9 protein-coding genes and 1 pseudogene are annotated in these 13,962 nt (G+C 68.8%); 4 read left to right on the top strand and 6 right to left on the bottom strand.

The annotated features are described in order from the left end of the window. Positions 1–262 precede the first annotated feature (262 nt). Positions 263–667, bottom strand: a complete 405-nt coding sequence (locus QQM72_RS04165; RefSeq protein WP_314219393.1) for an FKBP-type peptidyl-prolyl cis-trans isomerase — start codon at positions 665–667, stop codon at positions 263–265. A 709-nt stretch (positions 668–1,376) separates the two neighbouring features. On the opposite strand from QQM72_RS04165, the gene QQM72_RS04160 reads away from it, so the two are divergent. Then, positions 1,377–3,056 carry a hypothetical protein gene (locus QQM72_RS04160; protein ID WP_314219392.1) on the top strand — a complete coding sequence of 560 codons (1,680 nt, stop codon included), beginning with the start codon at positions 1,377–1,379 and terminating at the stop codon, positions 3,054–3,056. Positions 3,057–3,353: 297 nt separating this feature from the next. Here the strand turns inward: QQM72_RS04160 and QQM72_RS04155 are convergent, their stop codons facing one another. Genes QQM72_RS04155 through QQM72_RS04135 form a run of 5 tightly spaced genes read right to left on the bottom strand, consistent with a single transcriptional unit; the run spans position 3,354 to position 7,909 of the window. Next, the gene (locus QQM72_RS04155) at positions 3,354–5,207 is read right to left on the bottom strand and encodes an ABC transporter ATP-binding protein (protein WP_314219391.1); all 1,854 of its coding nucleotides are present in this window, start codon (positions 5,205–5,207) and stop codon (positions 3,354–3,356) included. Continuing rightward, positions 5,204–5,641, bottom strand: a complete 438-nt coding sequence (locus QQM72_RS04150; RefSeq protein ID WP_314219390.1) for a lasso peptide biosynthesis B2 protein — start codon at positions 5,639–5,641, stop codon at positions 5,204–5,206. The genes QQM72_RS04155 and QQM72_RS04150 overlap by 4 nt, the downstream gene beginning before the upstream one ends. Further along, entirely contained in the window at positions 5,638–5,892 is a 255-nt protein-coding gene (locus QQM72_RS04145; protein WP_314219389.1) for a lasso peptide biosynthesis PqqD family chaperone, read from the bottom strand. The genes QQM72_RS04150 and QQM72_RS04145 overlap by 4 nt, the downstream gene beginning before the upstream one ends. Positions 5,893–5,921: 29 nt before the next feature. Next, entirely contained in the window at positions 5,922–7,772 is a 1,851-nt protein-coding gene (locus QQM72_RS04140; RefSeq protein ID WP_314219388.1) for a lasso peptide isopeptide bond-forming cyclase, read from the bottom strand. A gap of 26 nt (positions 7,773–7,798) precedes the next feature. Further along, the gene (locus tag QQM72_RS04135; RefSeq protein WP_107102704.1) at positions 7,799–7,909 is read right to left on the bottom strand and encodes a keywimysin-related RiPP; all 111 of its coding nucleotides are present in this window, start codon (positions 7,907–7,909) and stop codon (positions 7,799–7,801) included. Between the two features lie 1,102 nt (positions 7,910–9,011). Here QQM72_RS04135 and QQM72_RS04130 point away from each other — a divergent pair. The 3 genes and pseudogenes from QQM72_RS04130 to QQM72_RS04120 all read left to right on the top strand — a co-directional run bounded on the left by QQM72_RS04130 (position 9,012) and on the right by QQM72_RS04120 (position 13,803). Then, positions 9,012–10,631 carry an endonuclease NucS domain-containing protein gene (locus QQM72_RS04130; RefSeq protein WP_314219387.1) on the top strand — a complete coding sequence of 540 codons (1,620 nt, stop codon included), beginning with the start codon at positions 9,012–9,014 and terminating at the stop codon, positions 10,629–10,631. Positions 10,632–10,671: 40 nt separating this feature from the next. Beyond that, positions 10,672–11,370: pseudogene (locus QQM72_RS04125) on the top strand (IS5 family transposase); the annotation flags it as partial. 156 nt (positions 11,371–11,526) lie between these two features. After that, complete coding sequence (locus QQM72_RS04120; protein ID WP_314219386.1) at positions 11,527–13,803, top strand: GmrSD restriction endonuclease domain-containing protein; 2,277 nt, start codon at positions 11,527–11,529, stop codon at positions 13,801–13,803. Positions 13,804–13,962 lie beyond the last annotated feature (159 nt).

The raw sequence follows: 13,962 nt of genomic DNA, 5'->3' as shown, positions 1-13,962 counted from the left end.
ACAGCCAATACAGCATGTAGTGAATTGCAGAATTTTGCAATTCATAGATTGGTGGAGAGCCGGTGACGCTCGACGGCATCGTGCCGCCAGGCGCGGCCACTCTCAGCGGGTTCCGGAGAACGTGCGTCCGAGAAGGATCCGACGGCCTGGATCCGACGGCCTCTTCCGCGCTGGTGAGGCCGAGACGGACTGCCGAGAGGAGGGACGAGAAGCCGTCCACGAAGCGCCGACGCCGTCGATGCCGCAGTCGTGCGCAGGCGCGCTAGGCGTTGCTCCACCCGGCCGTGCTGGAATACGAGGCCAGCAGGTCCACCACGAAGAGGAGGGTCGAGCCCGCCGGGATCAACGGTGATGGCGACTGATTGCCGTAGCCGAGACGTGGGGGAATGACGATCTCGCGCCGACCGCCGACCTTCATCCCCTTCACTCCCCGGTCCCAGCCCTTGATGACCCTGCCACCGCCCAGGGCGAACTTGAACGGCCGGCCCCGGTCCCAGGAGGCATCGAACTCCTTCCCGGACCCGAAGGCCACCCCGACGTAGTGGACCTTGACCACCATGCCCGGCTTCACCTCGGCCCCGTCCCCGACGACGAGGTCCCGGATGGTCAACTCGGTAGGCGCGTCACCCTCCGGAACGTGGACCTCGGGCTTCGTCAGTTCACTCATCGCACCCTCATCGCTCTCCGCCGAATGCCCTCCGCACGGGACGGCCGGACACATGACACCCCATACGGCAGATGGACACGCTACCGGGAGTGCCGAATCCGCCCGGACGTCTCTTCCCATGTTGCCGCCGACGAGACGGAACTGACCGGCCGGCCCGCCGAGTCCGACACCAGCAGGTTCTTCGTCTGCTGGTGGTACATGCCTTGCATGTGGCTGACCTGTGGAAATAGCCTCTGCTGAAGCCGGTGGAGGGTTGCCGGCCCGGGAATGGTCCGGATCATGGTCGGGGGCGATCCGGCTGATGTCCGTAGTCCGCTTGGGTACGAGGCCCCAGTCCGGATCCTCCCACCGATTCCGGAGCGGTTCAGTGCATGATGTCGGCCTCCTGGTGCTGGCGCTGTCAGCGGGTTGCGCCATCCGCGCAGCGTGGTTCAACGCTGCCCCGGCGGGCGGGAGACGAGCTGATACGGGCTTGCCGCGTGACGCCGTCAGCGCCTCGAACGAACGGCCCGGACGTCCGGTGGCGGCACGCGCGAGAGCCGTCCGAGGGGCCGAGGCGCTCATGTGGTGCGCGATACGCGAGTGGGTGCGACGGACGGGAGAGACCCGGCCGTGACGCCTGCGCGGGTCCGCGAGTTCCAGGAGCCCTCAGGGCCACGAATTCCTCAGCGGGCTTGTACAGCGTCCGTACCGCACCGGGAAAGCCGATATGCCCCTACAGTCCTTCACCCTGCCGACCCCTGCCTCACTGGAACCCCCGGCATCGGCACTGCGCCGGGAACGCCCGTCGTCCGGAGCGGCGAGGTACCGCGTCCCGCTCCTCGCCATCGCCGCCGTACTCCCCCTGTACTGGGGGTGGGATGCCCTTCTTGCGACGGACGGCGGTGACCTCGCCGCGCAGTACGCGTGGGCGGGGTTCGTGGGCAGGCACCCGGTCACGCCGTACGGGCTCTTCTGGTTCGGCGGGGTCCACACCGTCAACTACAGCGTCATATCACCGCACTTGATGGCACTGATCGGTGTCCGTGCTGTCTCCGTGCTGTCCGGAGTCAGCGCCACCTGTCTGCTGGCCATGCTGCTGGAGCGCACCGTTCCCCGTGTGTCGCTGTGGCCCGGCCTGGTCGGAGCGCTGGGCCTCTGGTACAACGTCGTGCTCGGCCGCACCACGTTCGCCCTCGGTCTGGCCTTCGCTCTCGCCGGCCTGCTCGCCGTGGCCGACCGTGCGCCCCGCCCGTCCCGGCTTGCCGCCGCCGCGTCCGGGGCGCTGTTCGCGACCATGGGCAGCCCGGTGGCCGGACTCTTCCTGCTGGTGGCGGGCGCCGGATATCTGGTCACCCGGCAGTACGGCAAGTGTCTCGCCCTGACTCTCCCGCCTGTCGCCGTCGTCGGCTTGACGACCCTGCTGTTCCCCTTCCAGGGCGAACAGCCCATGGCCGCGGGCCGGATGATCCTGCCCGTGCTGTTGTCCGCCGCCGTGGTGTGGGCGTCCCCGCGCAAGTGGCGGGTGGTGCGGGCAGGCAGCGCCCTGTACGCCGCCGGGGTCGTCCTGACCTGGCTGGTCCCCTCACCGGTCGGCAACAACGTGGAGCGCCTCGCCCTGCTCTTCGCCCCCGCGGTGTTGCTCGCGGCCGCGCTGCACCGCCGCTCCGGAGCCACCCGGAACGGCGTACCCCGAACCCATACGCGCGCGATGGCTCTGGTGACAGCTCTCTCCGTCTCCTATCTCTGTGTGACGTCGCTGATGCATCTGCGGAGCCCGGACCCCGTTCCGGGCTGGGTCACGCACACCGACGGAGTGCTCGCCGCGCTCGCCCGCCTGGGTGCGGACCGCGGCCGGGTCGAGTTGCCGACGGATCGCGACCATCGCGGGGCCACCCTCCTCGGCCCGCACGTCGAACTGATGCGGGGCTGGAATCAGCAGTTGGACATGGAACGGGGACGCCTGTTCTACGAGGGCGACCTCGACGGGCCGCGTTACCACGCCTGGCTGCGCCACTGGGCGGTGGGCTACGTCGTGCTGCACGACGGCCCGCCCGATCGGTCCGCGGAGCGCGAGACCGCGCTGATCAAGGAGGGACAGCACTGGCTGGAGCTCGTCTGGCAAGACCGGTACTGGAAGATCTACCGCGTCCGCGACACCCTGCCGCTGGTCTCCGCCCCGGCCGAGTTGCAGCACGCGGGAGAGGCAGGGCTGACCTTGAGGATGCCTCGCGCCGGGACGAGCACCGTGCGGATCGCGTATTCGCCGTGGTTGCGGGCCGAGGGGGCGTGCGTCAGCGCGGACGGCCCGTGGACCCGGCTGACCGCGCCCCGGGCGGGCGTGTACCGACTGACCTCGGACTACGCCGCAGGATCCGTCGACGATCGTGGCTGCCGGCCTTCGGGGTGAGGGAATTCCGTCTCCGCCGGGTACGCGTTCTTCGGACTCGGCGGCGCCTCGGCGGCGGCCGCCTCCTCGGCGCCCGACGGGGGCGACCCCGCGGCCAGGCCGCCGCCGACGGCCGCGCCCCCGACCGCGGTGGTCGTCGCGATGAACGTGCGCCGGGACGCTGCCGAACGCGACTCGGCAGAGGGACCTGTGGGGGGAGCAACAGCCGACTGGTGAGTCCATGGCCGCGACAGCTGGGCCGTTGGCCCGTGCGTGGTCCGGATCTCGGGCCGACTGGGCCGCGAGGACGGCACGGCTTCAGCCCGATGTCCCCGCTCGGCCGCCGTTTCCGGGGTGCCCGCCCGGCCGGAGCATCTGGCTCTCGGCCAGCTCACGGTAGAGGGCGCTGTCGGCCAGCAACTCCTCGTGGCGTCCGCCGGCGGCGGTGTGGCCGTCGTGCAGCAAGACGATGTGGTCGGCGTGCTGCACGGTGGACAGGCGGTGCGCGATGACCAGCAGAGCGCACTCCTGGGCGACGTCCTTCATGACGGCGGTGAGGGCCGATTCATTGATCGCGTCGAGGTGGGAGGTGGGCTCGTCCAGCAGGAGCAGCGAGGGGCGGGCCAGCAACGCCCGTGCGATGGCGACGCGTTGGCGTTCGCCACCGGAGAGGGTGCTGCCGCGTTCGCCGATGACGGCGGCCAGGCCGCCGGGCAGCCGGTCGACGACTTCGTCGAGTCGGGCCAGTTCCATGACGCGCCGGATCTCCGCCTCCGTGGCGTCGGGCACGGCGTAGGCGATGTTGTCGCGCAGGGTCCCGCGGACGACGTGCGCGTTCTGGTCGACGACGGCTATGCGCCGGCGGCACGCGTCACGGGTGAGTTGGGCCGCGGGCAGCCCGTCGAAGAGAACGTGGCCCGCGTCCGGCTCATAGAACCTCGCGACCAGGGCGAACACCGTGCTCTTTCCGGCTCCGGACCGACCCACGAGGGCGACGTGCTGCCGGTGCGGTACGGCGAACGAAACGCCGCGGAGGACCGGCCGGTCCGGGGCGTAACCGAAGCGGACGTCGCGCAGGGCGAGGGCGGGCTGCTCGGGGGTGTCGGACGGCCCGGTCGGCGCTGGTGTGGGGACGGGGCCGCTGGGGATCCGCGGTGCGGTGGGCTCGACGGGCAGCCGGAGCGCCTGGTCGATGCGCTGGTAGGCGCCCATCCCGCGTTGGACGAGGCCCACCGCGTGGAAGACGGAGGACAGCGGCAGGACGAGGTACGAGGCGTACAGCAGGAAGGCGACGAGGTCGCCGAGGGAGCCGGCGTGGCCGTTGACGCGCAGGCCGCCGACGACCAGGACGATGAGGAAGGAGCCCTGGACGGCGAGTTCGACAGCGGGGCTCATGACGGAGGCGAGCTTCGCGGTGCGTACCCCCGCGCCGTAGGCCGCCTCGACGCGTGCGCCGATGCCCGCAGCCTCGCGCTCCTCGGCGCAATGCACGCGGACCATCGGCAGGGCGCCGAGGGCGCGTTCGAGGTCGGCGGCGATGGCGCCGACCGAGTCCTGCATGTGTTCGGACGCGCCTCGGATGCCCGTGAGCAGCGAGGCGACGACCAGGGCCGCCGCGGCCACGGTGACGGCGACCATGAGCAGCAGCAGCGGGTCGAGCCACGCCATGAGGACGATCGCCCCTGCGGCGACAAGGCTTCCCGTCACCAGGTCGACGAGGGCCTGCGACACGACCTCCCTGAGCAAGGTGGTGTCGGCCGTCACCCGGGAGATGAGGTCGCCGCCCCGCTGGCGGTCGTACTCCCTCATCTCCAGCCGGAGCAGCCGCCCCACCAGCCCGTGCCGGACCTGCCGTACGACACGTTCGCCCATCCGTTCCAGAAGAAAGCGCCCCGCGGCTCCCGTCGCCGCTTCGGTGACGAACAGCGCGCCGAGGAGTGCCAGCAGTGGCCAGACGACCTGCCCGCGGCCACTCGCGTCCACGACGTGCTTGGCGATGAGCGGCTGGGCCAGTCCCAGGGCGGAGCCCACGAGGGTCAGTGCGGTGGCGACGGCGATGGCGTTCCGGTGCCCGGTGGTGAGCCGGTACATCGTGGCCACCGCCGTCCGGGTGGACTTGTCCCCCTCGGCGACCCGGGCCGGGCCGCCGTTCGCGACCGTTGTGCCGGTCATCGGTCTGTCGGTCGTGGCAGCGGGGCGACGGCCACCAGCCGGGCGAAGTAGCCCTCCGGCACACCCTCGCCGACGGGACTGCCTTCCGCCTCGATCCACGCGTGCGCGGTGAAGGGCGGGACGACGCGCACGCCGGTGCACCAGATCGGCCACGTTCCGCCGAGCCGGCACAGCAGTGCCGCCCCCAGAGAGCGCGGCAGGCACCCCTTCGGTCCGGCGCAGTGCAGGCTGGCGGCGCACATGGCGTCGCGCGCGTTCTGGGCCTGCCTGGTGGTGGCGGGTGCGGCACCGCGCCGCAGGATGCCGAGTACGGTGCGGATGCGCCGGGGCGGCAGGAGGGCGAGGGCGACGGCGGGGAGCAGGACGAGGCGGGCGGCCAGGCGTCGGGCCATGGGCACACCGGTGGGTCGTTCCAGCGCGCTGGGCGTCGTCATGAGGCCAGTCCCGAGCTCCGCAGCTGCCCCACGAGCGTCTCCACGTCCCGCAGCGCCTGCTCTTCGTCGATGCGGAACTCCCGGACCAGGGCCGCGGCCGCGTCCGCCTCCTCGCCGCTGTTCAGCAGCGTCCGCACCACCAGGGTGGCGGTCGGGTTCAACTCCCAATAGGCGCCGGCCCGTTCGTCCAGCAGCACCGTGCCGTAGTCGGTCTCGGCCGTGGACACGTGGTCGCCGAACCGCAGGGGCATGTGAGGGCCTTTCTGACGTGGGGATGTGGTCAGGGGTGTGGGACATGGGTGTGGCTGCCGGCGAGGCCCCGCAGCCACACCTCGGCGGCGATCGTGGAGTAGAGGATGGCGTCCGACAGTCCCGGAGAAGCGGGCCGCCGGGCGAGGCGGCGGAGTTCGGCGCCGTCCACCAGACCCAGCTCCGCCAGCCGTGAGTCCTCCCACAGGGCCAGCAGGTCGGCGCGGTGTTCGCGAAGTCCGTTGGAGGCGTCCATGGAGGCCGTGGCCTTGGTGGTCCGCCGCAGGCAGGCCTCGGGCACGATCCCGCGCATCGCGGCGCTCAGGACGGGCTTGTACCGCCAGGGCGTGACGCGCTCGCTCGGGCGTACGGCGAGGCAAGCCTCGATGACGCGGTCGTCGAGGAAGGGCGAGGCCATCGGCAGGCCGACGCGGGCCGCCATCCGGTCCCACTGCCGGATGACGCGGGTGGACGAGCGGATCTGCTCCAGGTCGCTGTGCAGACCACGGTCCGGATGCAGCGGTGAGGTCGTCGCCGCGGCCTGAAGCAGTGCCCGGCGGGCCATTCGTTCGGCATCGGGAGTCACCCAGTCGAACAGGCGCGGTGCCATGCCCCAGCCGAGACCCGTCGCGACGGACGGGGGCAGCGGGCTGCGCAGGTGGCCGGCGGCGTCGGCGAGCCACTTCCCGTACGGCCGGGAGTCGGCGAGCGCGCGGGCCGTGCCGCCGAGCGGCCACTGCCACAGCGCCCGGAACCCCCGCAACTGCCGCACGGCGAAAAGCGGTCGGGTGCGCAGCAGTCGGTGGTAGTAGGCCTCGGAGCACCATGCGACGTGGTCGCCGCCGATGCCGGTCAGGTGCAAACGGCTGCCGCGCGAGGCGAGGCCGGGCAGATGGTGCAGGACCCGGGACCGGTCCATGACGCCGATGGTCGGCTCGTCGAGGAGGTCGTCGATGCCGAGCAGGTCCTCGTAGACCAGCGGCGACGCGTCGGCGTCCCAGACGACGTGCTCGACGTCCGGGAGATGCCCCATCGCCTGCTCGGCCCAGTGCAGGTCGGTGTCCGCCGGATCGCGTCCCGGCCAGGTACTGGCCACCACGCGGGCGGGGGAGCGGTCGGCGAGGAAGCAGACGGAGGTCGAGTCCAGGCCGCCGGACAGATCGCAGCTGACCACGCCGCCCTGCCGGGTACGGGCGTCAACGGCCTCCTCCAGTGCCCTGCGGATCAGAGGCGCCGCATCGGTAAGCGGTCGGACCGGCTCCGGCGGCGTCCACCACCGGGTGTGCCGTGCGGTGCGCCCGTCCGCGGTGACGACCACGGCGTCCTGCGGAGGAACGGCGGTGACCGCACGCCACAGGGACGTCTCGAACAGCGGATACGGGGCGGGCCACAGCAGCCTCACGGCCAGCTCCTCGACGTCGGGGTCGAGGCCCAGGACGGCGGCGAGCGTGTCGGCACGGGTGGCGGCCACCCGCAGGCCATCGATCTCCGCGTGGAAGACGAGTCGCAGTCCGGAGGCGGTGCCCTGGACCCTGATCTGTCCGTCGAGGGCGCCGACGAGGTGGAAACTGCCCGGAAGGGACCGGGCCAGTGCGTCGAGCTCCGCGAGATCACGCAACCGCGCGGCTCGGCACCGCAGTTCGTCGGCGTCGATCGGGCAGCAGCCGACCACGGCGAGGGCGGCGCCGCCCGCGTTCGCCGCGACGACCTCGTCGTCGTGCCAGTGGCCGACCAGCCAGGGCCGGCCCGACGCATGCGGGAGGGTTCGGCTTCCGGGACGGGCGAAGGAGCGGGCCACGGCGGCCGCGTCCGCACGGTCGGTGAAGACCGCGAAGTGCGCGTCGCCGGGGCCCGTCCCCGCACTTTCGTGCAGTTCAGTCATGACGTCGGGTCAAGGACCGTCGGTCGTCAGTTCTTGCTCAGGATCAGCCGGTCGTTGCCGGAGCGTCCGAGGAGCCCCGTCTCCTTCCGGAAGGTACCGAGCCGGACGAGCGTCGGTGCCTCGTAAGCCTTCTTCATGACTACTCCTCACGTACGGGTTTCCCGACCACCTCTCTGAGCGAAGGCCCCGGGACTGCCCGGTGTGCTGTCGCTCTGCCCAGGGCTCATCGGGAACCCGGGCCGGGAAGTGGACGCAGCACCTAGCTAGCTGCAGACCGTGAGTCCGGGGCAAGAGCGTTCACAAAGCTCAGCTAATACGGAGAATTCGCATTGCTCGGAGTGCGCGCCCGCTCCCTGTCATTGTTTTTGCCACCACATTGTTTCGATCGTCGGGTATGCGCTTGTTCAAAGAAGCGTTTTGACCTGAGGATCGGCAGCTGCCTGCCGTTCCTCTGGGAGCGCGCCCGACGGCGGCCACGGGCGGCGCCGCCCGGCGCACTCTTCGCTCTTGGACGTGCGCCCCTTCCCGTCGCTCTTTCGCCGGCGGCGAGGCCGGAGCGGGCCGGCGACATGCCGGGGGAGACGGGGAGGGAGGGAGACCTCCAGGCGCTTGCCGCCGACCTCGACGAGCTGTTCCCCTTGTGCTGCGCAGGGCGTCCTGTTCGTGGGCATTCAACAAGCTGATCGAGCATTCGATGAACCACTGGAAGCGACTCGGACGCCGGGTCAGGCGCAGGCTGGTCCGGAATATTCCGGACCAGCCGGTCAGGGCCGGGATGGCAGTGGAGCGAACTGGGATCGGGGGAGCATTTCGCCTTGCTGCTTGATTTCGGGGTCACGAAGGGCGCCTGGCTGGGAGTTTCCCCAGTCCAGGCGCCCTTTTCCATGCCTCTAGAAGAAGCCCAGCTTCTTCGGCGAGTAGCTCACCAGCAGGTTCTTCGTCTGCTGGTGGTACACGCTCACCGTCGCCTCTGACCTGCGGCAAAGGGTGGAATCGTCTGCTTCCGAGCTGATTCGGTCCGCACCCGGTCCGGATCTTGATGCGTGATCTGTGGTGTTGGCGTGCGAGTCCTGCGGTACGACACGGCGCAGGCTGTAGAGACCGTCCAGGGGCGTCTATGCCAGTATCGAGTAGTCCGAGATGCGGTCGTGCTCGGCACGGGGACCGAAGGGTGCAGGGGGCTTGCCAACTGTGCCCCGCCCCAGGGCCCTTGTCAGTGCTTCGGTCTAGCCTTCGGCCATGCGACCGCCTCTCGAAAACGTTCTCCGCAATGCGCTCGTACAGAACCTAGAGCTGATCGAGCCGGGGCTCCGGCCGGTTCAGTTCGAGGAGTACCCGCTGCCCAACGCACACGGCACCAGGGGCAGCATCGACATCCTGGCCCGTGATCGCCATCAGATGTGGGTGGTCATCGAGCTGAAGCGGTCCCGGTCCAGCGCGCGGCAAGCCCTGCACGAGGTCAACAAGTACACCGAGCTTCTCTGCCGGGAGAAGAACCTTGCGCCGGACCGTATTCGTGCGGTGATCGTCGCCATGCCGGATGACTGGGAGGAACTCCTGATCGCCGTCAGTCATGCCGCGCGTGACTGGAGTCATGATCTTCGCGGATACCGACTGCTCTTGAACAACAACGGCACCCCCATCGGGACTGAGCGGGTGGAGCTCCTGCCCCGGGCGTTTGAACCCCGCATCACCCCCATCCACAACCTGTTCTTCTTCGCCATGGAGGAACAGCGGGAGCAGGGCTGGAGGATCATCAGCAAGGTCGCGGACGAGCTGGGGGCGCTCGACCTGTTGGCGGCGGATCTGGACCGCGTAGCGGAGAAGCACTACATCCCTGCGCCTTTCGGCCTGTACCTGGCGATCGGCCGAGTGAACGAGGAACTCGCCGCAGTGGATCTCCTGGGTGGTTACGACGGGCCTGAGCCGTTCGCTGACGAGCACCAGGCGGAGTACCTGGCCCTCTGCGAGATCTGCAACCGTCTTGCGCGCAGCAAGCTGCACGGAATGAACATGGAGTCCGCACGGCCAGGGCTGTTGAAGAATCTCCGTGACGACCCCAACTGGGCCATTCAAGGCTTCCGAGGTACCGGCGCCTACGACGTCACAGCCGCCTTCGAAGAGCAGGACCTGTTCCGCTTCTTGACCGGGGACGAACGAGGAGACAGTCAGATCCTGTACACGGGCACCGCCAGCCCGCAGGTAGCCAGCCGTTGGAAGGCGTTCCGGCAGGAGGCTCGGCAGAGCCTGGCCGGCAACCACGAGTGGGACTCGCTGGTGGCCGGCTGGCTCGACGAAGTGGGCCCGAAGGTCGGTGAGGGAGACGTCGGACTGCACGTCTACAACCCCTGCGACCTCCTGCAAACAATCACCCATGGGTGGCCAGACAGCCTGGAGAATCTCCTGCCTATGGTCATGGGCGAAGCCGTACCCCGCCACGGCCTACGCCACTCGGTACGTGGCGCCCTGTGTTGGAACGGCCGAGGCATGTCGTTGCCCGATGCGGTACGGCTCGTGTACCGCGATCCGCTGTTCCTGATGAGCAACATGTACGCGGGAGCCGTGTGGGAACGTGACCGAGAGCTCTTGGATCTCCTGGGGCTGCACTACGTGCTCCTGGAGAAGATCGGACCCGTTGGGTCCGAGGCGACAGTGGCCGAAGAGCACCGCATCTGGATACACCAAGATCAGGGTGCTCGCGTCTACTCCTCGGACACGGATCCTCGCGGGTACGCACAGGCGTACGCAACCATTGCGGCTGATGGCGAGATCGTCTCGATCGGGCAGTACCTCGACAGGCATTCCCACGAGGTGGAGCTGGTGGCTCGGGAGTACCGCGCCTTCACTCATGTCGTTTAGGACGCCGTTTCTGATGGCGTGATCGTTCGTTGAGCAGTGCATGGCGGATCTGGTTGAGCGGTTGGTTCCGGGCGAGTTGTGGGTGTTGTTCCGGCGGGTGGTCCCACCGACGGAGGTCATACGTCCGTAGGGTGGCGGGCGGCGTCGGGCTGGTGACATGCCTGGCGGCGATCATCTTCGTGGCCGCCCCGGGCTGCACCTGGCGCCAGCTGCCGCCTGTGTTCGGGCCAGCCTGCCCCACCGTCTACCGGCGCTTCGCCCGGTGGAGCCAGGCCCGGGTGTGGGCCAGGCTCCACCGGGTCGTCCTCGACGCACTCGGTGCGCAGGGCGAGCTGAACTGGTCGCGGTGCGCGATCGATTCGGTCAGCGTCCGGGCGGCAAAAGGGGGCCCTTGACCCGACCGAATCCGACCGACCGCGGCAAGAGCGGATCGAAAATCCACCTCACCACCGACCGGAACGGCGTACCGCTGTCGCTGGACACCTCCGGCGCGAACATGCATGACAGTCTCGGCCTGCAGCCACTCGTGCGCGGGATCCCACCCGTCCGCTCCCGCCGCGGGCCGCCTGCCAAGCTCCATGCCGACAAGGGTTACGACTACGACCACCTGCGGAAATGGCTTCGCGAACGTCGCATCCGTCACCGCATCGCACGCAAGGGCATCGAGTTCTCAACTCGGCTCGGCCGACACCGCTGGGTCGTCGAACGGACGGTGTCCTGGCTGGCCCGCTGCCGCCGCCAAACTGCGGTCGGCCATCGGCACCTCAACTTTGCTGTATCAAGAGCAACTCACGTGGTAAGTCTCTGATGTTGTTCGCTTTCTCTGTTTGTCACAGTCGCTGAAGCAACCGAAGCATCCGCCCTGACTGACCCGCTGACGTGAGGAGCCCGCACCGTGCCACCCACCCTCTACCGCGATACGGGTTATACCCTTCGGCACCTGATAGAGGACATCGAGGGTGGAAGGATCGGGCTTCCCGACATTCAGCGGCCGTTCGTCTGGTCCGCGACGAAGACCCGCGATCTCTTCGACTCGATGTACCGCGGCTACCCGATCGGCACCCTGATGTTCTGGGAGACCGGAGCCGAGGTGGGGACCCGGAAGATCGGGACGGGCACGGGCGACCGGGCGCCCCAACGGCTGGTCGTGGACGGGCAGCAGCGGCTCACCGCATTGTTCGCCGTACTCACCGGGCGCAAGGTCGTCAACAAGTCCTTCGACGAGGTCACACTGCGGATCGCCTTCCACCCGCAGGACCAGACGTTCGAGGTCACGGACGCGGCAATCGAGCGAGACACCGCCTACATCCCGGACATCACCAAGCTCTGGGCCCCGGGCGGCCACCGTGGCGCCGTCCGGGAGTTCTTCCACCGGCTCGAACAGGCCGCAGGCGAGCCCCTGCCGACCACGACGAGGGACGAGCTGGAAGAGCGGATTGACCGTGTCCGGGGCCTGCACGACTTCCGTTTCCAGGTGGTGGAGTTGGACGCCGCAGCCGACGAGGAGCAGGTCGCGGAGATCTTCGTCCGTATCAACTTCCAGGGAGTGAAGCTCAACCAGTCCGACTTCATCCTCACCTTGATGTCGGTGCACTGGGAGAAGGGCCGACGTCAACTGGAGGATTTCTGCCGGGCCGCGGTGGTCGCGGGACTTCCCGGACCGAACCCGCGCAACCCGTTCCTGGACCCCAGCCCGGACCAGCTCCTGCGCGTCGCTGTCGCCGTGGCCTTCCGGCGCGCCCGGCTCCAGCACGTCTACAACGTGCTGCGAGGCAAGGACTTTGAGACCGGAAAGGTCTCCGCCGAGCGGCGTCAGGAACAGTTCGAACGGCTGGCGCAGGCGCACACGCAGGTCCTCGATCTGACCAGCTGGCACGAGTTCTTCCAGTGCATCACCGCGGCCGGCTTCCGTAGCCGCAAGATGATCACCTCTGACACCGCCCTGCTGTACAGCTACGCGCTGTGGCTGATCGGACTGCACGACTTCGGGCTGTCGGCGGAAGAACTCCGTCCGGTCATCGCGCGCTGGTTCTTCATGGTGCACACGACCGGCCGTTATTCCAACTCCCCCGAGTCGCAGATGGAGTTTGATCTGGGTCGGATCGGTGGCCTGCCGCAGGGTGACGGCCAGGCGTTCGCCGCAGAACTCGCCCGGATCATCTCCGCGCACTTCACCGGTGACTACTGGGACATCTCCCTGCCGAACAGGCTCGACAGCTCATCGTCGTACTCCCCGGTGGTGTTCGCCTACCAGGCTGCGTTGAACATCCTGGACGCCGAGTTGCTCTGCGGCGACCAGCACATCCGCGACCTGATGGATCCGGCGGCCAGGCCCGCCCGGAAGGTCCCCCGGGACCGTCTGTTCTACTCGGAGACCCTTGCGGGTCTTGGTATCACCGACAAACGCCAGGTCAACGCCATCGCCAACATGGCATATGTGACGTGGCCGGCAAGCGAGAAGGGCAACACTGACGCACCTCATGTCTACTGGCCCAGGATCACCGAGGCGATGGACCCGGAGGTGGTCAGGCGGCAGGCCCTGTGGCACGCGCTGCCGGTCGGCTGGGAGCAGCTCGACTACGCGGCCTTCCTGGAACGACGCCGCCAGCTGATCGCCCAAGTGGTACGGGAGGCGTTCGAGACGCTCAGCGCGGACCGACCCGCGTACGTGCCCACCGCGGCGGCCGATCTGATCGCCGCCGGTGAGTCCCAGAGCACCGAGTTCAAGGCGAGTGCCCGCTGGAACGTGCACACTGGGGAGTACGACAAGTCCCTTCAGAACAATCTCGTCAAGACGGTCTGTGGTTTCCTCAACGGGGAGGGCGGCAACCTGTTCGTCGGCGTCGGTGACGACGGGACCGTACTAGGGATCGAGAACGATCTGTCCACCCTGCCGAAGCAGGCTGACCTCGATGGTTACGAACTGTTCGTACGCCAAGTCCTCGATGACAACCTGTCGGCCCCGACCGCGACCACCGTGCGGATCAGTTTTCCCGAGGTGGCCGACCGTGTCGTCTGCCGGGTCAGCGTGGCCGCGGCCGGCAAGGCCGTGTTCGCCAGGCCCGCCAAAGGCGGCAGCGCGGCCACCGACTTCTGGGTCCGGGTCGGTAACGCCACCAAGCAGCTGCATGGTGAGGGTCTCATGCGGTACCGGGAGGAGCACTGGGGGTGATCGAAGAGGACCAACCTTGAAACAACCCGCGAGCATGCCGCCGTGTGATCACGTCCGGCGCCCGACGTCGTCCGCATTTCTTCGTCACTTCGCACCGCTGCGGACGACGCAAGGGAGCACCTCAGCCGGTCCGCACCTGGTCCGGATCTTGGCACACCC

The organism is Streptomyces zaehneri (assembly GCF_032248645.1).
Lineage (GTDB): Bacteria > Actinomycetota > Actinomycetes > Streptomycetales > Streptomycetaceae > Streptomyces > Streptomyces coriariae.
Note: the sequence above shows the minus strand (reverse complement) of the source record. Positions and strands in the feature narration are given on the sequence as shown.